At 44.6% G+C, this 26151-nt stretch carries 24 protein-coding genes and 1 riboswitch; of the genes, 19 read left to right on the top strand and 5 right to left on the bottom strand.

Features of this window, described 5'->3' with window-relative positions:
- Positions 1-437: 437 nt before the first annotated feature.
- On the bottom strand, positions 438-1268 hold the full coding sequence (locus tag DW904_RS10715) for an AraC family transcriptional regulator (protein WP_118580343.1): 831 nt from the start codon (positions 1266-1268) through the stop codon (positions 438-440).
- A gap of 250 nt (positions 1269-1518) precedes the next feature.
- On the opposite strand from DW904_RS10715, the gene dapF reads away from it, so the two are divergent.
- The 6 genes from dapF (at position 1519) to DW904_RS10750 (ending at position 11024) form a co-directional block, all read left to right on the top strand.
- Positions 1519-2367 (top strand): diaminopimelate epimerase, encoded by an 849-nt coding sequence (dapF, locus tag DW904_RS10720; protein WP_118580346.1) that lies wholly within the window; start codon positions 1519-1521, stop codon positions 2365-2367.
- Positions 2368-2889: 522 nt separating this feature from the next.
- On the top strand, positions 2890-6249 hold the full coding sequence (locus tag DW904_RS23895) for a penicillin-binding Tp47 domain C-containing protein (RefSeq protein WP_243110383.1): 3360 nt from the start codon (positions 2890-2892) through the stop codon (positions 6247-6249).
- Between the two features lie 135 nt (positions 6250-6384).
- Positions 6385-8268: an FMN-binding protein gene (locus tag DW904_RS10735; protein WP_347562115.1), complete on the top strand. Its 1884-nt coding sequence runs from the start codon at positions 6385-6387 to the stop codon at positions 8266-8268.
- A gap of 86 nt (positions 8269-8354) precedes the next feature.
- A complete protein-coding gene (locus tag DW904_RS10740; RefSeq protein ID WP_118580349.1) occupies positions 8355-8990 on the top strand; it encodes an FMN-binding protein in 636 nt (211 codons plus the stop codon).
- Positions 8987-9775 carry a 4Fe-4S binding protein gene (locus DW904_RS10745; RefSeq protein ID WP_118580352.1) on the top strand — a complete coding sequence of 263 codons (789 nt, stop codon included), beginning with the start codon at positions 8987-8989 and terminating at the stop codon, positions 9773-9775. The genes DW904_RS10740 and DW904_RS10745 overlap by 4 nt, the downstream gene beginning before the upstream one ends.
- A gap of 193 nt (positions 9776-9968) precedes the next feature.
- Entirely contained in the window at positions 9969-11024 is a 1056-nt protein-coding gene (locus DW904_RS10750) for an FAD:protein FMN transferase (RefSeq protein ID WP_243110385.1), read from the top strand.
- 296 nt (positions 11025-11320) lie between these two features.
- On the opposite strand, the gene DW904_RS10755 is transcribed toward DW904_RS10750, so the two are convergent.
- Positions 11321-11806 (bottom strand): Gx transporter family protein, encoded by a 486-nt coding sequence (locus DW904_RS10755; RefSeq protein ID WP_118580355.1) that lies wholly within the window; start codon positions 11804-11806, stop codon positions 11321-11323.
- A 3-nt stretch (positions 11807-11809) separates the two neighbouring features.
- On the bottom strand, positions 11810-12178 hold the full coding sequence (locus DW904_RS10760; RefSeq protein ID WP_226854382.1) for a NusG domain II-containing protein: 369 nt from the start codon (positions 12176-12178) through the stop codon (positions 11810-11812).
- A gap of 383 nt (positions 12179-12561) precedes the next feature.
- On the opposite strand from DW904_RS10760, the gene prfB reads away from it, so the two are divergent.
- The 11 genes from prfB to DW904_RS10815 all read left to right on the top strand — a co-directional run bounded on the left by prfB (position 12562) and on the right by DW904_RS10815 (position 24568).
- A protein-coding gene (gene prfB, locus DW904_RS10765; protein ID WP_118580361.1) for a peptide chain release factor 2 occupies positions 12562-13690 on the top strand; the annotation gives its coding sequence in 2 pieces (ribosomal slippage) (positions 12562-12636 and positions 12638-13690; 1128 coding nt in all).
- Positions 13691-13803: 113 nt separating this feature from the next.
- Positions 13804-14256: an ACT domain-containing protein gene (locus DW904_RS10770; RefSeq protein WP_118580364.1), complete on the top strand. Its 453-nt coding sequence runs from the start codon at positions 13804-13806 to the stop codon at positions 14254-14256.
- Positions 14257-14263: 7 nt separating this feature from the next.
- Positions 14264-15481 carry a homoserine dehydrogenase gene (locus DW904_RS10775; RefSeq protein WP_118580367.1) on the top strand — a complete coding sequence of 406 codons (1218 nt, stop codon included), beginning with the start codon at positions 14264-14266 and terminating at the stop codon, positions 15479-15481.
- Between the two features lie 96 nt (positions 15482-15577).
- A complete protein-coding gene (locus DW904_RS10780; RefSeq protein ID WP_118580501.1) occupies positions 15578-16786 on the top strand; it encodes an aspartate kinase in 1209 nt (402 codons plus the stop codon).
- 31 nt (positions 16787-16817) lie between these two features.
- Complete coding sequence (locus DW904_RS10785) at positions 16818-18029, top strand: hypothetical protein (RefSeq protein ID WP_118580370.1); 1212 nt, start codon at positions 16818-16820, stop codon at positions 18027-18029.
- Between the two features lie 49 nt (positions 18030-18078).
- A complete protein-coding gene (locus tag DW904_RS10790) occupies positions 18079-18966 on the top strand; it encodes a DegV family protein (protein WP_118580373.1) in 888 nt (295 codons plus the stop codon).
- Between the two features lie 164 nt (positions 18967-19130).
- Positions 19131-19883, top strand: coding sequence for a DUF975 family protein (locus DW904_RS10795; protein WP_195992725.1), 753 nt, complete (start codon positions 19131-19133; stop codon positions 19881-19883).
- A 30-nt stretch (positions 19884-19913) separates the two neighbouring features.
- Entirely contained in the window at positions 19914-22073 is a 2160-nt protein-coding gene (locus DW904_RS10800; RefSeq protein ID WP_118580379.1) for a Tex family protein, read from the top strand.
- A gap of 110 nt (positions 22074-22183) precedes the next feature.
- Positions 22184-22447 (top strand): DUF1294 domain-containing protein, encoded by a 264-nt coding sequence (locus tag DW904_RS10805; RefSeq protein WP_118580382.1) that lies wholly within the window; start codon positions 22184-22186, stop codon positions 22445-22447.
- A 179-nt stretch (positions 22448-22626) separates the two neighbouring features.
- A complete protein-coding gene (locus DW904_RS10810) occupies positions 22627-23535 on the top strand; it encodes a mechanosensitive ion channel domain-containing protein (protein WP_226815076.1) in 909 nt (302 codons plus the stop codon).
- Positions 23536-23629: 94 nt separating this feature from the next.
- A riboswitch (FMN riboswitch) is annotated at positions 23630-23767 on the top strand.
- Positions 23768-23932: 165 nt separating this feature from the next.
- Positions 23933-24568, top strand: a complete 636-nt coding sequence (locus DW904_RS10815) for an ECF transporter S component (RefSeq protein WP_118580386.1) — start codon at positions 23933-23935, stop codon at positions 24566-24568.
- Here the strand turns inward: DW904_RS10815 and DW904_RS25490 are convergent.
- Complete coding sequence (locus DW904_RS25490; protein ID WP_319017188.1) at positions 24532-24711, bottom strand: DUF6783 domain-containing protein; 180 nt, start codon at positions 24709-24711, stop codon at positions 24532-24534. The genes DW904_RS10815 and DW904_RS25490 overlap by 37 nt on opposite strands.
- Between DW904_RS25490 and DW904_RS25495 the strand changes: the two genes are divergently transcribed.
- Both DW904_RS25495 and DW904_RS10825 read left to right on the top strand, forming a co-directional pair.
- Positions 24643-24786 (top strand): DUF6783 domain-containing protein, encoded by a 144-nt coding sequence (locus DW904_RS25495; RefSeq protein ID WP_325064550.1) that lies wholly within the window; start codon positions 24643-24645, stop codon positions 24784-24786. The genes DW904_RS25490 and DW904_RS25495 overlap by 69 nt on opposite strands.
- Positions 24787-24801: 15 nt before the next feature.
- Positions 24802-25416, top strand: a complete 615-nt coding sequence (locus DW904_RS10825) for an NUDIX hydrolase (protein WP_118580392.1) — start codon at positions 24802-24804, stop codon at positions 25414-25416.
- A gap of 86 nt (positions 25417-25502) precedes the next feature.
- Here DW904_RS10825 and DW904_RS10830 read toward each other — a convergent pair whose 3' ends face one another.
- Positions 25503-25961: a hypothetical protein gene (locus DW904_RS10830; RefSeq protein WP_118580395.1), complete on the bottom strand. Its 459-nt coding sequence runs from the start codon at positions 25959-25961 to the stop codon at positions 25503-25505.
- Between the last annotated feature and the right edge of the window lie 190 nt (positions 25962-26151).

Raw genomic sequence — 26151 nt, forward strand, 5'->3', positions numbered from 1 at the left:
TCTAAATGGGGTATCGAAGACACATAAAATAATATGTCAAGTTCTTTGTTTGCAAAACAGCCCTAAGAATGTGCAAATACTTCATAGAAATTATAAAAGCCGCTAATTTCCGGCAAGATTCCCATAAACTTTCGTTTCCGATACAGTATAGGGAAACCAATCACTCACCCACCCCACCTGTTGAAAGTTCCTATGTACAAATAAGTCCCAGCCAGTACACAGCATTCGGGCAATGGTGATTGCTCTAGCGAGCCATTTCAGGCGCGGTTTTAGCGTAGGCGAAATCCACTGCTTACGGAGACTTAATCGTGAAGGCTCTCCTGAACGATTTAGTCGCAGTTAGCAGTTAGTTCGCTGGAGCGTTGCGCCGGCGAGTGAGCAATCACCATTGTCCGAATGCGTCCGCCTTGAATAACTTTCAACACACTAAATAGCAATTATGTTGTCTGGCTCGGCGCGGTGCCAAATTGTTTTTTATAGGCCCGGGAGAAGGTGGTATAGTCGGAGAAGCCGCTTAACTGGGAGGCCTTCAGGATGGGGGTGCCTTCGGAAATTTTTGTGCGGGCGAGAAGAAGGCGCTTGCTAATGATGTAGTTGTGGACGGTGTAACCGGTTTCCTCCTTGAATTTCCGCATCATGTGATACTTGCTCAGGTAGTATTTCCGTGCAAGGGTCTCAATGGAAAGATCTTCAGTAAGGTTGTGGTTAATATAACGTAGAAGCTCTTCTATCTGGGAATCACTGCTGTAGGAATGAGCGTCATAAATGTACTGCTTTTCCAGAAAAATGCGGTTTACATAAACCATGAACTGGGTGAAAAGAGCTGAGCCAAGAAGCTCGCTTCCAAATTTTTCGTCTTTCAGGGCAGCTTCCAGTTCGTAGAGAAGCTGCTTTAATTTTTCCTGAGTGTCAGAGTCCAGACGGATTAGATTGTAACTCCGGTCAATCGCCTTCTGAAAACAGCGGAGTAGTTCTGTGGATTTGATGTCGTCGCGGATCCATAGTACAAAACGTTCGTATGGAACCGAAAAATCAATTTCAGGTTTGTGGATGGCGTGACGGTTCACGAGGAGAATGTCCCAGGGCTTCAGGTAGTAGGACTTTCCCTCAATGTGGTAGGCTGCCTTTCCGGAAAGAAAGATGATCACCTTGTGAAAATCATGATAATGGTAAGAAAATTCTCGCTTGGTCTGGTCCTTGATGTGAAAAAGCCGGAAATCCTGCTCCAGATAGCCGGTTTTTTCAGTAGGTTCATTGAAAGAATTCATATGTTATGGCCCCTGTTTTAACTATAGTGTGTATGGAACCGCAAACTTTGCTTGCAGCTACGTTTGCGTAGCGTCATAATTCAATCTGCGCTTGAAATATGACTTTATTATAAATGAAATACCGCATTTTTTGCAATATATTTCGCAAGTTATTCTATGTACATGGGAAAAATAAACGCTATACTGGATATATAAGATGTGATTTGAGAAAAAAGATCACGGGCGCTTCGTCAGAAAGGAATTGAAAACAATGAGAGACAGCATTATCATGACAAAATATCAGGGCTTTGGAAATGATTATCTGGTACTGGATGCGAAAAAAAACCAGCTTCAGCTGCAAGGCAAAAAAATTGCACTTCTTTGCCAGCGGGGATTCGGACTTGGAGCGGATGGTGTGCTTTACGGACCAGTTGACATTAACGGAAAAATGGGAATGCGTATTTTTAATTCCGATGGAAGTGAAGCTACAATCAGTGGAAACGGTGTCTGTATTTTTGCAAAATATCTTATGGACAATGAGTATGTTACAGAGAAAAAATTTGCCATTGAGACCTTATCCGGAACAATCGAAGTAGAGTGTCTGAATGCCAGAGCGACAGAGTTCCGCGTAAACATGGGCAAAGCCTCTTTCCTTTCCAGAGAGATTCCGGTAACTGGCGAGGTGCGTGAGGTGATCGATGAGCCATTTACATTTAACAAGAAAGAATACAAGGCAACTTGTCTCACAGTAGGAAATCCACACTGCATTATTTTCATGGATCAGGTATCTCAGGAAAAAGTAAGAGAGCTGGGGCCATATGTGGAAAATGCAGATGAGTTCCCGGAAAGAGTGAACCTGCAGATCTGCCGCCAGATTGATAAAGGAAATCTGGATATCGAGATCTGGGAGCGTGGCTCCGGTTACACAAAAGCTTCCGGTACAGGAAGCTGTGCAGCAGCCATTGCAGCCTACCGAAAAGGTCTGATGGAAAACAGAATCAATGTAAACCAGCCAGGTGGTATGATCCAGATCGACATTAAAGAAGATGGAACTATTTTTATGACAGGAACTGTTGGATATATTGCGGAGATGAGCGTGGCTGAAAGCTTTTTCTCATAGAAAGAAAATATGGTGTATGGCGCATCCAAACGGCCGTGTCTGTGTAGCAAAACGGCTGTTCTAAAACGTATTTGTGACCGCCAGAGGGCGCAAAATGCAGATATGGCAGAAAAGATAAATAAAAATGAAATTTAAAGGCTGCCAAAGGGAAATGATACACAGTATAATTTTTGTGCATCGCGTAGGAAGGCGGTGCAGCAGATGAAAAATCAGACAAGTCAATATGGCAGTTACTTAATTTTCGATGTACGAGAATCCAGGTATAGAAGTAAGAAGACTTCCGTGCCTGGATTTTTTTGCTGCAAATGAGTGTGCTGTCTGTAAGCGATGTCATTATATCTGAAGAGAGGAAAGTAATTAAAATATGGAGACAGAATCAGCTTGTCGGTATACGGAAGCCCACTCTTGTTGATAAAAAAAGTGCAATGTCTAAACTAAAAAAAGATAGACATTTCTAACGCGATTCTGTAAAATAAACAAAGGTTAGAAAATACTAATAATAGTTAAATGAGGAGGAAGAGGATGGCTGACAAAAAGTTATTAAGAAAAATTGCTCCGATCATTATGAGTGCAGCTGTAGCGATGACCAGTTCACCAGTTGGAGTAATGGCAGAAGATTTTACTTCTGGTGAAGTGTCTGTTGAGGTTTCTGATGAGACTATATATGATTCTGATGAGATTTCAGACGACTATGACGAATCATCAGAGGCTGACGATTCAGCAGATTTTGGTACAGACACAGAGGATGGTTTTGAATCTGGAGAAGCCGCAGAAGAGGAGTCTGGATTTGAGGACGGCGAAACCGGAGACACAGAAGATGCTTTTTTAGCAAACACTGAGGGCGAAACCAACAATGAAGCGGGAGCTGTGAAAACAGTGGAGGATGGTCAGATCGTACTGATGAACATTCCCTATGAAGCTTTTTACAGATCTGAGTTGAAAAACAATGATGTAAAAGTAGATGCATTTACATCCGCGACGAAAGCAAAAACAAAGATGAGCGGCGTGATGAATGGAAATGCTGCTTATCATACAAGCGCGGAAGGAAATGAACTTGCAGGTGTTACTTTTCCGGTAAAAGTGAATAAAGCTTCTGATTTGGAAAATTTTAAACAGATTACAGACAGCACTACTATAGAGATTACTACGAACATGAAAGGCCAGGTAAGTACTAATACATATACTGGTGCAGCGGCTCTTATTGAACAGCCAAGCTATACTTATTATGTTCCGGCAGAAACTCCTGCATATTACAAGGAAATGAGCGTAGATGAGAACGAAAATATTTCTTTTGGCGCTGTTCAGGGAATGTCCGAACAGAATGTTAGTGTGAATGCTGAATTAAAGCTTAATTCCAAATATGGAGATTATCAGCTTGAGCTGGATGAGACAGCAGTAAAGGCAGTAGTAAATGCATCTAATGGTGATAAGATTTATGGTGTAATCATCAATACAACAGACGGAACCACTTATGCACTCCGTCATCTTGAGAATATCTGGAAAGGAAAAGAACTTGCATGGAGCACCGGCTTTACAACAGAATCTCACGGTTGCCCAATAAGCTCTGACCACTACAAATCCATGATGGGAAAAACTATTTCCAGCGTAACGTACTATACGGATAAGGGGGAAATTAATTTTGATATTCCAGATACTTATGTTCCGGTAAAAACAGGTGTCAGTGCAACCGTTGACAACATCAAGGTAACAGATGCAGAGGTTAAAGTTGAATTATCTGAAGCACTTCCATCTGATTATTCAAAGAAATATGCAGTTGATGATGTGGAAGCAGCGACAACAGAGACAGGAGTAAAGGTTACAAATCTTACACCTGGAACACATACTCTGACAATTTCCGATGCAAATGGAAAATATGCTCCTGTCAGCGCTACTTTTACAGCAACAACAGATACTGTAATGGCTTCCTATGATGAGTATGAAGGAAAACTGGTTGCTGCGGCAGATATTACCGCTGAGCAGTTTGTTGCATTTACCAAAACAGTTTCAAAAGTAAAAATTGGTGACCAAGAGTATGCTGCAAGCGGAAAAGGTGCTGTCAAGATTGTTCAGGAGGATGGAACTCTTGATTATTCTAAAACAGCTGTAAACGATGGAGATACAGTAGTTGTAAGTGCTGCCGGATACCCAGATGTAACATTTGTTTACAACGAAAACGTATATGTATACGCAGGTCTTACATGGGCTGAGTACTGGGCTTCCGAGGATGTATACAATGCAGGCTCCACAGCTTCTTCTGAAGAAAAAGACAGAAGAGGTGAGTCAGACCTTGGAGCATTTGATGCTGTAACAAGAGCAACTGCAAACCATGGCCTTCACAGAGGAAGCTTCCAGGCAATCGCGGTTCTTAATGGAAAAACAGTTTCCCACTGGAGCGCAGACGGAAAAACAGTTTATTATGCCGATGGAACATCAGAAGTATTTAACCGGAACAATGTAACCGGATATACCGTAACTGGACTGAAATATGTACCGGTTGAGATTAAGAGAGCTGACCTTGCTGCTTTTGCAGAAAGCCATGCAATTGTAAAAAATGGCGGACAGCTGATCGGCGGTTATGGCGAGAAAGAACTGAAATCCTATGAAGCCGTTGCAAATGTAACTGCAAATACAAATGGTTTGAAAAAAGCTACAAAAGCTGAAGATGGAAGCTTTGTAATCGGAGCAAGACAGAACGGAACTGAGTCTGGTATCAAAGATGCAGAGCTGAAAGTGGCAGACGGAATTACAGCAGCTGTAAAGCCTGGAAATGGTTCCTATGGTGAGTTCCTGAGAGTTGACCTGACTGGAAACTATGGCGATCTTGGTGCACATATGCAGTCTGTTGAGTGGGCATATTATGGAAATGATTCCACTTATACAAACAGACTTGCAAACTATGGAACAAAATTTGCAGCTGATAACTGGATGCATAAAATGATGGGTATCCAGCTTGGTCTTACAGAATCTGGAAGATGCAAGCTTCCGGAAGGAACTGACGGAACTGGTTACTGGATCCTTACTGTTCATGCCCTTGGATACCAGGATTACGTTGTAAAATTCCAGGCAACAGCTGAGAATATTGCAAAACCTGCAGGTGATGCAGATTCCACACCACTGGAAAACATTATCGCAGAAGCAAAAGCCCTGAACGAGGCTGATTATACTCCGGAGAGCTGGGCTGCTGCAAAAGACAGCATTGCAAATGAGCTTGAAGAGTGCGAGGAAATGCTTGCAAATATTAAGAATCAGACAACTTATGGCGTAGAAGAGCAGATCGGACATTTAAGAGAAGCTCTTAACATGCTTGTAAAAGCTCCAGCTCCAACCGCTACTCCGGTGCCGGCAGAGCCGACCGCAACACCGGCACCTGTACAGCCGACCGCAACACCGGCTCCAACAGCAACACCAACACCGACTGCAACTCCTGGAATTACAGCAACTGCAAAAGCTTCCACGATTTACACCAAAGGAAAAACATCCACAACAATCACTGTTGAAAAAACAGGTGTAACAGGAAAAGCTAAATTCACATCCAGCAATAAGAAAGTTGCTACTGTAACTTCCAAGGGCGTTGTAAAAGCGAAAAAAGCAGGAAAGACAACCATTACGGTAAAAGTTGGAAACTACACTAAGAAGGTAGTAATCCAGGTTAAGAAACCTTCTCTGAAGCTTGCAAAATCTTCTGCAACAATCAAGAAAGGCAAAACAGTAAAAATCAAAGCAACCGCAACACCATCCGGAAAAGTAACATACAAGTCCAGCAACAAGAAAGTAGCGACTGTTACTGCAAAAGGTGTTGTAAAAGGTAAGAAGAAAGGTACTGCAACCATCACTGTTACAAGTAATGGAGTATCTAAGAAATTCAAAGTAAAAGTAAAATAATGATTACAAAGCTTTTACGATAACAAATAATACTTGTGCAAAAACAAGGCAAAGGAACGGGGGCCGTTTTTAACAGCCCCTGCTTTTGCTTGTAAAAAGAAACTTATTTTGCTACATATTTTAACAGGAGACAGCATGAAAAAACGAGACAGTGATAAGAATCCTTTTGAAAAAAAGAATCTGGTGAAACTTGCTCCAGCAGCAGTGGTTATTGCGGCTGTGGCTGCAGCAGGTGCTCAGGCTGGCAGCAGTGGAAAAGAAGTGACTGCTGAAACCAGAGAGGTTGTAAAATCCCAGGATCTGGAATCGCTTCTGAAAACAGCCTATTCCTATGAGGCAGCAGATGACGAGGCAGAAGAGGAGAGTCTGCTGAAAGCAGGCAAGAACACATCATCAGCTTCTTCAAAGAAAAAAACCTCCAAAATTTCAAAGAAAAAAAGTGGTATAAAAAAAGGAAGCTCAAAGACCCTTCCAGTAAAAACGGCTGCATCTTCAGGGGTAGGTCAGGGCTCCACCACTACACCAACTACAGAAGTTCCGGAAGGCGGCTATAAAGATGGAACTTACCAGGGAAGCGGAACTGGCTTTGGAGGAACGATTACCGTACAGGTAACTGTATCAGGTGGGAAAATCACAGCTGTTGATATATTGAGTGCCTCTGGAGAAACAGGCTCTTATTTTGCCTCTGCACAGGGCGTTGTAAGTAAGGTTTTATCAAGCCAGTCCCCGAATGTGGATGCAGTCAGCGGTGCAACTTATTCCTCAAACGGGATTATCCAGGCAGTACAGAATGCCCTTTCACAGGCAAGAAACAGTGATTCTGCCACACCGGCTGCCACACCAACTCCAACGCCAACGCCAAAACCTGCAAAGAAACCGAAGAAAGATACTTCTGTCAGCTATAAAGATGGCGTATATGAGGGACAGGCAGAAGGCTTTGATGGAACCGTAACGGTAAAGGTTACAATAAAAAATGGAAAAATCAAAAAAATAAGCAACACAAATACAGATACACCTGAATTTTTTAATAAAGCATGGAAAACAATCAAGTCCAATGTGATTTCCAGACAGAGTACTTCTGAAATTGATACTGTAAGTGGTGCAACATTTTCTTCCAATGGAATTCTCGGAGCTTTATCCCAGGCTCTTTCAAAGGCTGATCAATCAGGAACTACAGACTCAAAGGAAGAAGATATAACTCCAACACCGACTGCTGTACCTGATGAAACTGTAACACCAATTCCAACGGAGCTTCCACAGCCTACCAAGACTCCGGATAATCCGTCAGATGAGCAGCCGGTTGTAAATCTTTTGAAAGATGGCACCTATACAGGGTCTGCAATGGGATATTCCGGACAGGTCAACATAACACTGACAATTAAAGATGGAAAAATTACGGAAGTAACCAATACAAACTCAGATACCCGAAGCTTTTTCAATAAGGCATGGAGATCCATACAGCCTAAAATACTGGAAAAGCAGAGTACAGAAGGAATTGACACTGTAAGTGGTGCAACATTTTCTTCTATGGGAATTCTGGATGCGTCCAAAATAGCATTGGAGCAGGCAAAAAATACAGAGGTACAGCCTTCAGTAACGCCAGAGCCCACTGAGGCGCCGGATTCCACCGAGAAGCCAGAACCCACAAATACGCCAAAGCCGACTTCTGTTCCGGAACCAACGACTGCACCGGAGCCTACAGCTGTACCAGAGCCTACTGAAACGCCAGCGCCAACTTCTGCACCGGAACCGACGGATACACCGGAGAATTCTGTGACGCCGGAACCGACAGCTACGCCAGAACCCACGCCTGTGCCTGCTGGTGCATATACAGATGGAACCTACACTGGCATTGGAGAAGGCAATGACGGACCAGACAGTGTACAGGTTACCGTAACAATATCCGGAGGCAGATTGTGGGAGCAACTTATTTTTCCTATGATGATGAAGAATATGCAGATACAGCCTGGGAGGGAATTCTTGGACAGGTTATGGGAAAGCAGTCCGCAGACAGTGTAGATACAGTATCTGGATGCACATATTCCTCCCAGGGATTTATTCAGGCATTTAGAAATGCATTAAATCAGGCAAAAGGAGCATAACCCATGAAATACCAGAGTTTTATTATGAGAGTTTTATGTCTGCTTCTGATCGTTGGTGCCGTCCTTGGTTACAACTCCATGCAGAAAAAAGACAGTGATACCGAAAAAGACCAGCAGATCGCCAGTCTGACAACCAGAGTGGAGGCCTTGGAAAAACAGCAGGATGAGATATTAAGTGCCCTTGAAGAGGCTGCAAAAGCGCAGGCAGAGGCGAAGAAAAAGGCAGAAGAGGAAGCGAAGAATCAGAAAGCCCAGGTGGAGGAAACATCTTCCGGGGATGCTTCCGAGGACGCGAAAAAAGATGAGGAAAATACAGATGAGACAGAGGCTGAGGACACTTCTTCTAATGAAGACAGTGAAGAGCTTGTTTATAAAAACGGAACCTATACAGGAGACGGCCAGGGCTTTGGCGGCAACATCCAGGTTCAGGTTACACTTGAAAATGATACGATTACAGACATTCAGGTGGTAAGTGCACCAGGCGAAGACTCTGCATACTTTTCCCAGGGACAAGGCGTGATCAGCACCATTCTGGCTTCCCAGAGTACAGACGTTGACACCATTTCCGGCGCAACCTTCAGTTCCACTGGAATTATCAACGCTGTAAATGATGCACTTGGAAAGGCGGAAAATCAATGAAAAAGAGACAGAGAAAAATCCGGCTGATCCGCGCCGGCATCCAGCTTCTGTTTTTCATTTTTGCTCCGGCACTTTTTTCCACGGCATTCGCAGGCGTGAAGTCCATTTTTCAGGCAATCGCAGCACATCAGACAATCAGCTGGAATTCCTTTTTGGATGTGACTGCCGTGCTGCTGGTGGTAACCTGCCTGTTCGGACGGCATTTCTGCGGATATGCCTGCGCATTTGGTTCCCTTGGGGATGCATTGTATGAGCTGACTGTGTTTATCCGCCAGAAGGTTTTTCATAAAAAAGGCCGTCACGGATATTCAGAAAAAGCCATCCGTATTTTGCAGAAGGTGAAAAATATCTGGCTTCTGGTGCTTCTTGTATCTATCCTTACCGGCTGGTACAGCAAGCTTCAGGGCATGAGCCCCTGGGATGTGTTTTCCATGCTTACCGCTGGCAGACTTCCTGGCGCCTCCTACAAGGTGGGGATTGTGCTGCTGCTTCTGATCCTGATCGGAATGTGTACCCAGGAAAGATTTTTCTGCCAGTTCCTCTGCCCAATGGGCGCGATTTTTGCTATAATGCCTATAGCGCCTTCTGCACTGTTCAATCGTGACAGAAGCACCTGTCCGGCGAAATGCGGAGCCTGCAAAAAACGCTGCCCTGCTCATCTGGACATTGACGGTGATACCTCTCTCTCCGGAGAATGTATCTGCTGCCACGCCTGCCAGGGAATCTGCCCGAAGAAGAATATCCGGATCGAGATTCCGAAGGCGAAAGATGAGAGCCTTTTTTAAACAAGCGCTGGAAAAAGATGGGCGAAAGCTATTGGAAAATAAGAGAAAATAAAATCAGAAAGAACAGGATATGAGTAAAAAAAGAAGTAAAGTAAGATTTCAGAATGAAGTCGATTTAATTAAGGTACATTATAAAAAGCAGTCCAGAGGTCAATCACTTACCTGCTTGGATATGTTTAATGGGAGAAGGCATTTGAGAAAGAGAAGTGTGGCAGGAATCCTCTGCGGCAGCCTGCTTCTCACTGTCATTTCTGCAACAGTACTGGGAAAAACCACTACAGTTGTTTATGCTGCTGACGTAGAAAAATACACCAACGCAGATTTCGCAATGGACACGGTAGTTTCCGAAACCCTTTACACCTCAGGCGCGGACATCAATACCCAGATTGGCGAAAAGCTCCGCGAAATGGAAACCACCCTCCTTTCCTGGACAGAGGAAAACTCCCAGATTTCCCAGCTGAACAATGCTGAGGGCAAGACCATGGAAGTCTCTGATGATCTTGCCGCCGACCTTGAGAAAATCCGCCAGCTTTCCCAGGATTCCAACGGTGCTTTTGACCCCACCCTTGGAAAAATTATCCGCCTGTGGGACATTGCCGGCGAGAACCCTCATGTCCCAGATCAGTCCGAAATCGACACCCTTCTTCCCGAAGTGGGCTACGAGAAAATTCAGGTGGACGGAAACAATGTAACCCTTCTTGATGGATGTACCCTGGATCTTGGTGCCGTTGGAAAAGGCATGGGCTGTGACCAGATCATGGATTACCTGCAAACCCAGCCAGACGTTTTCGGTATGATTCTGAACCTTGGTGGCAGCAGTGTCATGACCTACGGCGAAAAGCCAGACGGTTCCCCCTGGAAAGTAGCCCTCACCGATCCCCGTGACACCGAAGGTGACTACCTTGGCGCCATCACCCTGGACGCCAACCAGTTCCTTTCCACCTCCGGCGACTACGAAAAATACTTCATAGAAGATGGAATCCGCTACCACCACATTCTGGATCCAAAGACCGGTTACCCTGTCTGGAATGGTCTCACCTCTGTTACCATCGTCTGCGACCAGGGTTATCTGGCCGACGGCCTTTCCACCGCCTGCTTCGTCCTGGGTATGGACGCGGCCAAACCTCTTTTAGAGAAATATGATGCAGAAGCTGTATTCGTAGATGAAGACAAAAATGTGTATGTGACAAGTGGATTGATGGATAAATTCGAATTAATGAAAGACGGATATATAGTAAACGAATTATAAGTTGTCCATGATAAATTCATAGAAAATGATAACTTATGGAATAGCAAGAAGAGCTCCCGACGATAGTTCAAAACTATCGTCAGGAGCTCTTTTTCAATCAACAGCATTTGGGCTGAATATATTCCTAAGCGGGGCATTCAAGCGCGCCTTTAATGGAGCGGAGATCCACTGCTTACGAAGACTTAACATCGAAGGCTCTCCTGAGATGTTTAGTCGCAGTTAGCAGTTAGCTCCGCGGAATGTTGCGCCTCCCCGCGTGGAATATATTCAGCCCAGATGCGTACGGTGGTAACATATTACGGAATCCTCTTAAGCACTTCCTTCGTCAGCACTCCAATCAGCAGTCCTGTAATCACTCCCGACACCATCAGCGCCGGAGCATAATAATACAACAGTCCCACCGTATGCGTTGCCGGAATCGCCACCAGCAGCTGACCGATGTTATGGGAAACGCCACCAGCCACACTTACACCCAGCTGCCCGAATCCAATCTTATTTTTCACAAAAACCATCACAATCAAACTAAGGGTCGCCCCCGCCAGACTATACATAATACTGGAGCCGCTTCCAAACATAAAACCGATAATAAAAATTCTCACAATGGAAACTAGCGCCGCTTCTTTCCACGTATACCTCTCCAGCACAAAAAGCACCGCCAGATTTGCAAGCCCTAGTTTCATTCCCGGAATTCCCGCAAAAAACGGAATCAACGATTCCACATACCCGAAAATAATGGCAATGGCTGCAAACAGCCCAAGATACGCTGTCTTTTTCTGATCCATCACTTACACCACTGCGTCAAATCCACTTTCGGAATCCTGTGAATCTGAATCGCCCTCTCCCTGAATGACTACTCTGTTTGGCAGGCACACAATATATCCGCCTGCACTGCCCACTGCCGGCTGCTTCATGCAAAGATGATCCGGGCAGTCCGCCTCTGTCATCTTTACCTCGCCGTCCTTAATTTCACACACATTGGTATCCCCAATCTGGATCACCTGATCCTCCGCCAGTGAATAAGTCCCATAAAGCTTCCCGTCCACCGTAATCTGGATCGACCCATGAGTTCCATGTGGAACCGCATAAACAAAAATACAAAGTGCCACTGAAATAACCAATAGTGCACCAATAAATACCGCTTCTTTTTTCTTCAAAAATGATACCTCTTCATTAATAGTTTTAACAAAAATCATTATATCATAGAAACATGTCCCACAAACGGATTATTAGTTTATGATATAAGAAATATAGAGATTTTTCAACCTATTCTAAAATCCATTTTTGAGAAAAAATCGCAACAGAGAGAATGCCTGTTATTCACAAAGAAAACGGTAACGGGTGGCTATTCCTTTCCACACCGCTTTTTATTGTAATTTCCCACGGAATATGCTATTGTATAGTTTGAAAGTCTGTGTGCCGTGCGGATCGCGGGAATGATTTTTCAAACACGTTCCAGGCCGGCGGCATTGTTGAAGAAATGTAACGATTCAGAAAACACTGGACAGTTACACAGAAATATTAGAAAGAAGGTGAAGCTATGGTTGAATTAGACCAGTTCAAGAGCATTCTTGCAACATACACAGAACCATTAGTGGAAGTGAGGGATTCACTTTGACCTGGCTAACAAAGAAAAGCGGGTTGAAGAATTAGAGCGCGAAATGGAAGCGCCTGATTTCTGGGACAATGCAGAAATATCCCAGAAGAAAATGAAAGAATTAAAGGGTATGAAGGACGACATGGAAACCTATCAGAATCTGGTAACCCAGAAAGAAGATATGGAGACCCTGATCGAGATGAGCTATGAGGAAAATGATCCGTCCATGATCGAAGAAATCCAGGAAATGCTGGATGAGTTCCAGGCACAGTTTGACAGTATCCGTGTGAAGACACTTCTTTCAGGAGAGTATGACGGCGAGAATGCCATTATAAAACTGAATGCAGGAGCTGGTGGAACAGAAGCTTGCGACTGGTGCAGTATGCTGTATCGTATGTATACACGCTGGGCTGAGCGCAAGGGCTTTTCAATTGAAGTTCTGGACTATCTGGACGGTGATGAAGCTGGTATCAAATCTGTTACCTTCCAGGTAAACGGAGAGAACGCATACGGACTTCTGAAGTCTGAGAAAGGTGTTCACCGTCTGGTACGTATTTCCCCGTTCAATGCGGCTGGAAAGCGCCAGACCTCTTTCGTATCCTGCGATGTAATGCCGGATATTGAGAAAGATCTGGACGTAGAAGTCAATGATGAGGACATCCGTATTGATACCTACCGAAGCAGTGGTGCCGGCGGACAGCATATCAACAAGACCTCATCCGCTATCCGTATCACTCATTTTCCAACAGGAATCGTGGTACAGTGTCAGAATGAGCGTTCCCAGCATATGAATAAAGATAAGGCTATGCAGATGCTGAAGGCGAAGTTATATCTTCTGAAACAGCAGGAAGCAGAAGCCAAGCTTTCCGGAATCCGAGGTGAAGTAACGGATATCGGCTGGGGCAACCAGATCCGTTCCTACGTTATGCAGCCATATACCATGGTCAAAGATCACCGTACCAATGAAGAAACCGGAAATGTAGATGCAGTTATGGATGGTGCCATTGATATCTTTATTAATGCATATTTGAAATGGATCGCACTTGCGAAGAGACCTGCAGAACAGCAATAAAAGCATGCTGCTGTTCACGAAGGGAACGGTACCAGCTTCCGGATTATGTCTGGATACAGCGGCTGTAATGGCAGAGATTTGCAGGGCGCAGTGAAAGTGGAAGGAAATGCAGGATGCCAAAGACAACAGATAAGAATAAATATTTTGTAGTAAAAGAGCGGGCTGTGCCAGAGGTGCTTCTGAATGTAGTTGCAGCGAAGAAGCTTCTGGAATCAAAGCGGGCAGCTACGGTTCAGGAAGCTGCAGACGCTGTGGGAATCAGCCGAAGCTCTTTCTATAAATATAAAGATGATATTTTTCCCTTCCACGAGGAAGCCAAGGGAAAGACCATCACATTTATTATACAGATGGATGATGAGCCGGGAATTTTATCCAATGTTCTTCGGGCTATTGCAGAAAACCATGGCAATATTCTGACCATACATCAGAGTATTCCCATCAGTGGTATTGCCACTCTTACCTTAAGTGTGCAGATCCTTCAGGGAGAAGGGGATGCTGAGGCAATGGTGGATGACATTGAACAGATGGAAGGAATCCATTATTTAAAAATTTTAGGCAGGGAGTAACGGACAGATGATAAATATTGCAGTGTTAGGATATGGCACAGTTGGAAGCGGTGTAGTAGAAGTCATCCGCACCAATCATGAATTGATCAACAAAAGAGCCGGGGAAGAGATTAAGATCAAATATGTACTGGATCTTCGTGGGTTCCCTGGAGATCCGGTAGAAGAGATTCTTGTTCATGACTTTGAGCAGATCGTAAACGATCCGGAAGTTAAAATTGTAGTAGAAGTAATGGGAGGAACCGGTGCTGCCTATACTTTTACAAAAAGAGCACTTGAAGCCGGCAAGAGTGTGTGTACCTCAAATAAAGCTCTGGTTGCCAAATACGGTCCTGAGCTTATGGAAATTGCAAAAGAGAAAAAGATTAACTTCCTTTTCGAGGCAAGCTGCGGCGGTGGAATCCCGATCATTCGTGCCATCAACGGTTCTCTTACCGCAGATGAGATCGATGAGGTCAGCGGAATTCTGAACGGAACTACTAACTATATGCTGGATAAGATGATCACAGAAGGCGCTGATTTCAATACTGTTCTGAAAGAGGCTCAGGAAAAAGGCTACGCAGAGGCTGATCCTACCGCTGACGTGGAAGGACAGGATGCATGCCGTAAGATTGCCATTCTTTCCTCTCTGGCATATGGAAAATTCCTGAATTTTGAAAATGTTTATACAGAAGGAATTACAAAGATCACACCAGAGGATATGGAATACGCAAGAGAAATGGGCAGAAGTATCAAGCTTCTTGGCACAAGCAAGAAATTGGGAGACGATTCCTTCTACGCACTTGTAGCACCTTTCCTTGTAGGACAGGAGAATCCTCTTTATGGCGTAAAGGGAGTGTTCAACAGTATTTTCGTACATGGAAACATGCTTGGCGATGCCATGTTCTATGGAAGCGGAGCCGGCAAGCTTCCTACTGCAAGTGCAGTTGTAGCAGACGTTGTGGAGGCTGCAAAGCATCTTCATGATACGATTCCGAATAACTGGAGCAATGAAGAGATGACCCTGATGGAGCCGGATTCTGTAGAAGGCCGTTTCTTTGTCCGTGTGAAGGATACTTCCCTGGATGAAGTGGATAAGGCTTTTGGTAAGGTTGAGGCTGTGATCGAGCCGGATTCCCTTCCGGAAGAATTTGGTTTTATTACCAGACTTATGACACAGGGCGAGTACAAAGAGCGTGTGAAAGCGCTTGGAGAGAATGTTCTGGGCATGATCCGAGTGAAAGACTGATAACATGAAACCGCAGTTATTCAGGTAATGGGCAGCTGCGTGAAACTGTCTGCATGCGCAGATAAAAATAAAACTGACAGCGTGAAAGGAAAAACTATGCTGATAGTTAAGAAATTCGGCGGTACTTCCGTTGGGGACAAACAGAGAATGTATAATGTTGCTAACCGTTGTATCGAAGAATATAAAAAAGGAAATGACGTGGTGGTGGTTTTGTCCGCCATGGGAAAATATACAGATGAGCTGATCCGTATGGCTCATGATATGGACGACAAGCCTCCGAAGCGTGAGATGGATATGCTCCTTACCATCGGTGAGCAAATGTCCGTATCCCTGATGGCAATGGTAATGCACAAGCTAGGCGTTCCGGCGGTTTCCCTGAATGCCTTTCAAGTGACCATGCATACCACAAGCAGCCATCAGAATGCAAGATTAAAAAGAATCGATACAGAGCGTATCCGCCGGGAGCTGGATGCCCGCAGGATCGTAATCGTTACCGGATTCCAGGGCGTAGATAAATACGATGACTACACCACTCTGGGACGCGGCGGCTCTGATACCACTGCAGTGGCACTGGCAGCAGCACTTCATGCAGATGCCTGTGAAATTTATACAGATGTGGACGGCGTTTACACAGCCGACCCGCGTAAGGTGCCAAATGCCAGAAAGCTGAAAGAAATCACATACGATGAGATGCTGGATCTGGCAACGTCAGGAGCGGGTGTACTTCACAACCGTTCTGTGGAAATGGCGAAGAAATACGGAGTGCCCCTTGTGGTCCGCTCCAGCCTGAATAACAGTGAAGGAACGGTAGTGAAGGAGGTAGTTAGCGTGGAAAGAATGCTGATCAGCGGTGTTGCGCTGGATACAGATGCTGTAAGAATTGCAGTGCTGGGACTTCGTGATGTGCCAGGTGTTGCATTTAAGGTGTTTGATACCCTTGCAAAGAAGAATATTAATGTAGATGTTATTCTGCAGTCTATCGGACGTGCAGGAACAAAGGACATCTCTTTTACAGTAAATAAGGATGATCTGGATGATGCAGTTGCCACTCTGGAGGAGAGCCAGGAGCGCCTTGGCTTCAAGGAGCTTCACTCTGAGCGCAATATCGCCAAGCTTTCCATTGTTGGCTCCGGTATGCTCAGCAATCCTGGCGTGGCTGCCAAGATGTTTGAGAGCCTTTACAATGAAGGGGTAAACATTAATATGATCTCCACATCTGAAATCCGTATTACCGTCCTCATCAATGAAAAAGACGGAATCCGGGCTATGAATGCAGTACACGATGCTTTCGGCCTTGCCGACTGATCGAATATAAATTCTAAGGAGGAATTTCTGTATGAAAAGAAAAGTATTGGGAGTGCTTTTTACAGCAATGTGCCTGTGTGCGGTTCCGTCCGCGGCTTATGCAGAGGCACAGGAAGCCGAAACTACAGAGGCAGCAGGAGAGGCTGCTGATGAGCCTGAGGCTGGTGCAGAAACGGTTACAGAGCTGTCCGACAGCCTGTACGATTTTCAGGTGAAGATCGGGGATAAGGTTTACCAGTTCCCTATGTATTACCAGGATTTTGCAGCAGACTGGACACTTGGCAAGAACGAGGACCCGGAGATGGGCGTTGGAACCAATTCCTATGGTTCCATCAGTTTTTACAAAGGGGACGACCGCGTTTCCGTAGATGTGATCAATCTTGGAATCAACCAGTTGCCATTAAACCAGTGTTTGGTGGCGGGAATTGATATTGATGCAAGCTATGATTTTGATGTGGCGGCTACTCCTGTAGAACTGCCTGGCGGAATCGTAATGGGAAAATCCAATTTTGATGATATCAAAGCTGCTTATGGTGATCCAAGCGATACTTACGAGGGAGACCTGTATACCAAGTATTCCTACTCGAAAGATTATTACGAGGAAGTTCATTTCTATGTATATAAGGATGACAATACTCTGAAGCAGGTAGATATGCGTAACTTCGTAGAGCCAGAAGGATATGACAAGGGAAGTGTAAGCGAGGAAGTTCCGGAAATCGTATCTTCCTATACCGCTCCTACTGAGCTGGGAGATGATCTGCTGGCTCCACAGTTGGAATTCTGCGGAGATCTTTATTCCCTTCCGGCTCCGGTGTCTGCATTCCTTGAGAATGGCTGGGAGCTTCAGAATGTGGAAGATGGCGCTTATGTGGCTGGCCGGGATCTGGAATTTGTAGACATGATGAAGAATAACCAGAGTGTGCATTTCAGTGTTTACAATTTTACCCAGGATGCAACTGCCATCGAGAACTGTTTTGTACGGGAGCTTGAGGTAGGCAATTACGACAGTGATGCTCTTACCCTTACTCTTTCCGGTGGATTTACCCTGGGTGCGAAGAAGGCGGACCTGATCGCAGCTGCAGAGGAAAAAGGCTATTCGTGTGATGAGGACGGAGATTACCTGAATATTTATAAGACTGCAGATACCAAGATTGACAACCGGGCACAGTTCTGGTTTAACAAGGATGAGGATCCGGATACAGTGGCAAGTGTTGCGTACAGAAATGAAATTCTTCCAGAATAAGGGAGAACCCGATCTGGAGGTTTTACAAAATTAGTAACAGGAGGGAAATATGAGCAACTATGTGATCAGCTGTTGTTCCACAGCGGACCTTACGAAAGAACATTTTGAGAAAAGAAATATTTCCTATATCTGCTTTCATTATGAATTAAATGGAAAAGAATATGCAGATGATCTGGGACAGTCCATGCCTTTTGATGTGTTTTATAAAGCCATGCAGGATGGGGCATCTACCAAGACTTCCCAGGTAAACGCAGATGAGTTTGAAGAGTATTTTGAAGGATTTCTGAAACAGGGCAAGGATGTGCTTCACGTCTGCCTTTCTTCCGGGATTTCCGGTGTTATAAATTCAGCCAACGTTGCAAAAGCGGAGCTGGAGGAAAAATACCCGGATCGTAAGATTCTGGTTGTGGATTCTCTGGGCGCGTCTTCAGGATATGGTCTTTTTATGGATAAACTTGCTGACCTCCGGGATGAGGGTAAATCCATCGGGGAAGTTCATGCCTGGGCAGAAGAACACAAGCTGAACCTGCATCACTGGTTCTTTTCCACAGACCTTACGTTCTATATCAGAGGAGGCCGTATTTCCAAGGCCAGCGGCTTTTTCGGCACTATGCTGAATATTTGTCCGCTTCTGAATATGGATGATCAGGGAAAACTGATCCCAAGATTTAAGATCCGTACCAAGAAAAAGGTGATCCGGGCTATTGTAGACAAAATGGAAGAGTACGCCGAGGGCGGACTTGACTATAGTGGGAAATGTTATATTTCCCAGTCCGCATGTATAGAGGATGCCAGGGAAGTGGCAAGGCTGGTGGAAGAGCGTTTCCCGAAATTAAATGGGAAGGTTGAGATCAACAACATCGGAACCACCATCGGGAGTCATACAGGTCCTGGTACGGTAGCGGTGTTTTTCTGGGGAAGTAAGAGGACGGCGTAGTTATAAAAAAATTACAGATGTCAGATGGGAAAATGCTATATTAGGAACAGCTGGCATGGTTTAATGGAGCAAAAGTGAAAACAGCGAAATGGTGCTGCAATATATCTGGCCGGGATGTATCAGAATCCCGGCCTGCTGTTTCACTGCAAAGGAGAATGATGATTATGAAAAAAAGAAGTACGAAGGAAATCAAACTGCAGGCCAAAAAGTCATTGCAGGGACATGTTGGAACTGTGATCCTTGGGCTTCTGGCAGTGTATGGTCTGAATACCTTAGGAACAATCCTTTCTACCAATTTGTTTTCTGGCACATCCGCGCTGGATCTGGTTCTCAGCGAAATATTTATGCTGGTGGTGTCACTGATCGTGGGAATCATTTCTGCTGGTCTGGGGTATATGCTTTTGAATATTTCCCGGGAAAAGGAGTTTTCTCTGGGAGATCTTGGCTACTTTTTCAAAAACCAGCCAGACAGGGTGATCGTTGCAGGCTTTGTGCTTGCGATGATCCAGCTGATCACAGCAATCCCTTACTATTATGTGAGCTTTACCACAGATCCGGGACTGACTGTGGATTCCCAGATCCAGTGGCTTTCCATGACTCTGGGACTGCTGGCTGTAAGTACGCTTTTGAATTTTCTTATTTCCCTTCCATTTGCCATGACCTATTTTCTTATGGCGGATGACACAGAGCTTGGAGGAATCCAGGCACTGAAAGAGAGCGCAAGGCTGATGAAGGGAAATATCTGGAGATATGTGAAGCTGAATCTTAGCTTTATCCCGCTTTTGTTATTATCTGTGTTCACGTTCTATATTGCACTTTTCTGGATCATGCCTTATATGGAAATGTCCATGGTGGCATTTTACCGGGATCTGGATGGAGAACTGGACTACAGACTGCCGGAAGATAGGACTATTTAGAAATACAAGCAACAAGAGGAGATTGAAAAAATGGATATTTTACAGGCAATCACCCAGGAACTGGGGGTGCAGAAATGGCAGGTAGAAGCTGCTGTTAAATTGATCGACGAGGGAAACACTATCCCTTTTATTTCACGATATAGAAAAGAAGCTACCGGAACCTTAAATGACGAGCAGCTTCGTAACCTGAACGAGAGACTGACTTATCTCCGAAATCTGGAAGACAAGAAGAATCAGGTCCTTTCCAGCATTGAGGACCAGGGCAAGCTGACAGAAGAACTGAAGGCACAGATCCTGGCAGCACAGACGCTGGTAGTCGTAGAGGACCTTTACCGCCCGTACCGTCCGAAGAGACGTACCAGGGCAACCATTGCCAAGGAAAAAGGCCTGGAGCCCCTGGCAAATATCATTATGCTCCAGATGACAAACAAGTCTATTGAGGAAGAGGCAGAAGCCTTTGTGTCAGAGGAAAAAGAGGTTGCTTCTGTGGCAGACGCCATTGCTGGTGCGAAGGATATTATTGCAGAGCATATTTCCGACGAGGCAGATTACCGAATCCACATCCGTGACCTTACTGCAAAGAAAGGAACCATCAGTTCTGTGGCAAAGGATCCGGAGACACAGTCTGTTTACGAAATGTATTACGAATTTGAAGAGCCGGTGAAGAAGCTGGCTGGACATCGTGTGCTGGCGTTGAACCGCGGTGAGAAAGAGAAATTCCTTACTATTAAGATAGCAGCACCGGAGGAAGATATTCTCCGCTACCTGGAGAAGCAGGTGATCACCCGTGAAAACCCGTTTACCACACCAATCCTGAAAGAGGTAACAGAGGACAGCTACAAGCGTCTTATTGCGCCGGCAATCGAGCGTGAGATCAGAAGTGACCTGACAGAGAAGGCAGAAGACGGTGCTATCAAAGTCTTTGGCAAGAACCTGGAGCAGCTTCTCATGCAGCCTCCAATCGCCGGACAGACTGTCCTTGGATGGGATCCGGCCTTCCGTACAGGCTGTAAGCTGGCTGTTGTAGATCCTACTGGAAAAGTTCTGGATACCACAGTTGTTTATCCAACTGCTCCTACTAACGAGAAGAAGATTCGCGCTGCGAAGGATACAGTAGAAGCTATGATCAAGAAGTATGGCATTTCCCTGATTTCTGTTGGAAATGGTACTGCTTCCAGAGAGTCTGAGCAGGTGATTGTTGATATGCTGAAGGAGATTCCGGAAGCGAAGGTTCAGTATGTAATTACAAATGAGGCGGGTGCTTCTGTTTACTCTGCAAGCAAGCTTGCTACAGATGAATTTCCCAATTTTGATGTAGGACAGAGAAGTGCCACATCCATTGCAAGACGTGTGCAGGATCCGTTGGCTGAGCTGGTTAAGATCGATCCGAAATCCATTGGTGTAGGGCAGTATCAGCATGATATGAACCAGAAGAAGCTTGGCGAGGCTCTGACAGGTGTGGTTGAGGATTCTGTAAATAAAGTAGGTGTGGATTTAAATACTGCTTCGGCTTCCCTTCTTGAGTATATTTCCGGTGTTTCCAAGGCTATTGCGAAGAACATTGTAGTTTACCGTGAGGAGAATGGCCGTTTCACAAGCCGAAAAGATCTTCTGAAGGTTGCGAAGCTTGGTCCGAAAGCATTCGAGCAGTGTGCTGGTTTCATGCGTATTACAGGCGGCTCCAATCCTCTCGATGCGACAAGCGTTCACCCGGAGAGCTATGAGGCGGCTTCCAGGCTTCTTGAGAAACTGGGATATTCCGCTGAAGATATTGCAGGAGGCAAGCTTGCCGGACTTTCCAGACAGATCAGGGATTACAAGAAGACTGCAGATGAACTGGAAATTGGAGAGATTACTCTTCGGGATATTGTAAAAGAGCTGGAGAAACCGGCACGAGATCCGCGTGATGAGATGCCGAAGCCGATTCTCCGCACAGACGTACTGGATATCAAGGATCTGAAAGAGGGTATGATCCTGAAAGGAACTGTCCGCAACGTAATCGATTTCGGAGCTTTCGTTGATATCGGAGTTCATCAGGATGGACTTGTTCATATTTCCCAGATGAGTGAAAAATTTATCAAACATCCGTTGGAAGCTGTAAGCGTCGGAGATGTTGTGGAGGTTCGTGTTCTCGGTGTGGATGAGAAGAAGAACCGGATCAGCCTTTCTATGAAAGGGTTGAATAAATAAAGAGAAGAGGGAAAACATTATTTCTCTTCTCTTGACATTGCCTTGCAGAAAGCCTTTTTCAAACACGCTTTATAGCGTGTTTGGCAGAGGAATTAGAGAGTTGGATTAAAATGTTAGAAAATATGCTTGTTGTGTATCTGGTTTTAGTTAATATCGCAGCCTTCGGGATGTACGGCATGGACAAGCGGAAAGCCATCAGAAAACAGTGGCGCATCCCAGAGGCTCAGCTTCTTGCGGTGGCTGTCATTGGCGGTTCCGCTGGGGCTCTTCTTGGAATGCAGTTTTTTCATCATAAAACCAGAAAGTGGAAATTTCGCCTGGGTGTGCCGTTAATTCTGGCAGCGCAGTTGATACTGTGGAGAGTTTTGCAGTAGGCGGTGGATAATTTGTTCCCAAAATGAATTTCCAGTGGAAAACAGGGCAGATTGCCCTGTTTTAAATGGGTATTAGTTCCTGCCGCTTTTGCGATTTTGAGCGGAGTGGACGAAATAGTTTTTGGATAATAAGGGACAGAGTTGTTTGTGGGAAAGGACTGAAAAAAGGAGATGGGAATTTGGAAGGACAGGTTATAGAAAATGCAGTTCAGGAGACTGTCCAGGAAACAGTGGATAAAGTAAACTCCAACTGGGATCAGATCAAGGCTTACTTTAACGGTCATATTCCGGATTTGATCAGCTTCGGAATGAAAGTGGTTCTTTCTATTGTAGCGTTTTATGTGGGAACAAAGCTGATCAAGTGGCTGCTGAAGGTTGCGAAGCGTTCCATGGAAAAGGCCGGCATAGACATGGGGGTTGCCCAGTTCATCTGTTCTTTTGGAAAATTTTTGCTGTATCTGATTCTGATTTTTAATATAGCTACTAATTTCGGTGTGAAGGAATCTTCCGTAGCAGCTCTTCTGGGAACTGCCGGCGTTACCATTGGTCTTGCTTTGCAGGGCGGTCTGGAGAATCTGTCTGGCGGTGTTATGCTGCTTTTGTTTAAGCCCTTTCAGGTAGGAGATTATATTATACAGGATCAGGCTGGTGGAACGGAGGGAACCGTATATAAGGTTGAGATGTTCTATACGACCCTGATCACCATTGACAATAAGCACGTAATCATTCCAAATGGAAAATTATCCAACAGCACCATTATCAATGTAACTGCGCAGAATTTGCGTAACCTGGAAATCAAAGTGGAAATTTCCTATGATTCCGATATTAAGAAAGCAAAAAAGCTTTTGCAGCACATTTTACAGGAAGATCCCGGAACCAAATCGGACAAAGACATGCTGGTCTTTGTAGACGAACTTGCTGACAGTGCCGTAGTCATGGGCCTTCGCGTCTGGGTGCCTACCGATAAATACTGGAAGATCAAATGGCGCCTCAATGAGAAAATCAAAGAATCTTTTGATGCCAACGGAATTTCCATTCCGTATCCGCAGATGGATGTACATGTGGTGGAGACAAATAAAGACAAATGATAATAGATATATAATAGAAAATATGAAATAGATGTACAAATAGATTTCCTATTGAAATTATCTTATTTCTATTGTATAATCCACCATGAAAAGAAAATTTCTTCGGGGCAGGGTGATCGAAATCCTTGGAAATCGAAATTCCCTACCGGCGGTATAGTCCGCGACCCGCTTTGGCGGCTGATTTGGTGAAATTCCAAAACCGACAGTAAAGTCTGGATGAGAGAAGAACGCGCAGAATATTTAGATCGGTTGATATTTTTTTGTACGTGCTCATTGCCCCGGAAGAGATTCCGGGGCTTTTTATGTGGTGATTTTAACGTTACTGGTTACTGGTAACATTTTAATCCCATACTTGCAGAAATTTTCTTTAAATATTATAATTTAAGGAGCAATGAGTATGAGCGAACAAGTAATCAAAAATGGAAACGTAATGGAGCGAAGCCGTACCAGAACCATTGCCCAGGTAGCGATGTTAGGTGCTGTGGCAGGTGTGTTGATGAATTTTGAGGTACCGCTGCCATTTCTGGCACCGTCCTTTTATCAGTTGGATTTCTCTGAGATTCCAGCACTGATCGGTTCTTTTGCAATGGGACCTGTAGCAGGTATACTGATTGAACTGGTGAAAATTCTGGTACATCTGGTAACCAAGGGAACTATGACAGCAGGCGTTGGTGATGTGGCAAACTTCCTCTTTGGCTGTTCTTATGTAGTTCCAGCCGGACTGATTTATCGTTATCAGCATAAGAAGACAAGAACACACGCAGTGGCAGGTATGGCAGCAGGTGTAATTCTTACCACAGTGCTTGCATGCTTTGTAAACGCATTTGTACTTCTTCCGGCATACGGCAAGGCATTTGGAATGCCGGTACAGGCATTTATTGAAATGGGTGCAGCAGTACACAGCGGTGTAACCAACCTTCTTACTTTTGCAATTATGATCCTTGTACCATTCAATTTATTCAAATACACATTAACCTCAGTGATCGTGTTCTTTATTTATAAAAGAATCCGTGTGATTCTTCGCGGTGACTGATTCTCTGTTCCTTGGTGAGATCTAGAGCCTGTTTGAAAAATCATTCCCGCAATCTGCACGCCCCACTTTGCGGTATATTTTGCCCGAATTCGGTTGCCGTAGCCCGCTACGGCGCCCTTATCCGGACAAAATCTCCCACAAATTGTGACGCATATCTTGCAGAAAGCCTTTTTCAAACACGCTCTAGCGAGACCTCTGACCAGAACAGCAAGAACTGACGAAAAGAGGTTCCTATGGGAAAAATCAACAGCATTACCAAACAGACAGATAACCGTTATGTAAACCTTTATAATGTAAAAGCCACCAGTGTGCACAATACCCCGGTAAACTATTTTGTGTCTTCCCGTGCAAAAGATGTAGACAGCCTGAAAATGGTGACACATAAGAACAATCCGGACGGTGTGATCATTTATAGCATTTATGGCGAAAAACATGACAAAGTGGTGTTGATTCGCCAGTATCGTTATACATTAGGTGATTATATTTATGAATTTCCAGCTGGTCTGGTAGAGCCAGATGAGAATTACCATGAAGGCGCAATTCGTGAAATGTACGAGGAAACCGGACTGAAGCTTGATCCTATTCCGGTAGCAGAAGCTTACCAGAAGCCCTATTTCACTACTGTAGGAATGACAGACGAGTCTTGTGCGACTGTATATGGATATGCCAGCGGCGAAATCAGTTCCAAGGCACAGGAAGATACGGAAGAGATTGAAGTGATTCTGGCGGACCGCGAGGAAGTGAAGCGGATTCTGAAGGAAGAGAATGTAGCGATCATGACGGCATATATGCTGATGCATTTTCTGGAAGATAAGGAACCATTTGGATTTTTGAATAAAATCAGATAATAATAAAATCCCCGGAAGTCCGGGATTTTATTATGTAACAGGAAATTCCGTTGGAATTTCCAAGCCCTGCCGGGCAGGATTCTTTTTTATTCATAGTATTCAATATCCTGATCGGAGGTATCCTCCGTATAGTCTCCTTCGCTATCGGAACCAGAACCATCTCCATTATCAATATAATCCCAGTTCTCATTGTTATCTTGTCCGGAATCATCGGAGGTATCTTCTGTATAATCCGGAATATCGGAAGTGTCACTTCCTGAGCTATCTCCAGAATCCTCAGTAGGATAAGTGATCTGTTCGCTTCCTGAAGAATCGCCGTCCGAAGAATCATAGCTGTTGTCGTAGGAGCTATCTTCCTGGCTGTAAATTGGAAATTCTTCCTGCTGTGCAGCTTCCGCTTCTGCAGCTGTTTCAGGAGCCTCTGTTAATGTGGTCTTGGCAGTTGGCACTCTGCTTTCTTTGGGAACGACTACGGAAATTCCCACCATAGCCACACTGAGCAGAATCGCAGTGGATGCAATGTGGAACTCATCTCTGTATTTCATAAGCTTTACACCTCGTAAGTATCTTTCATTAATGATTCAATGTTCTATGCTGAACGGAATCATAATATTTCTTTTAACGATATTCAACAGATATTCCCATTATAACATATCTTCAGATGATTTTGTAAAAATAGTATCGTTTTTTACAATACATATCCATTCCCATAAACTATAATACGAACAACTTAAG

Origin of the sequence: Ruminococcus sp. AM42-11 (assembly GCF_003480145.1) — a bacterium.
Taxonomy (GTDB): domain Bacteria; phylum Bacillota; class Clostridia; order Lachnospirales; family Lachnospiraceae; genus Blautia_A; species Blautia_A faecis.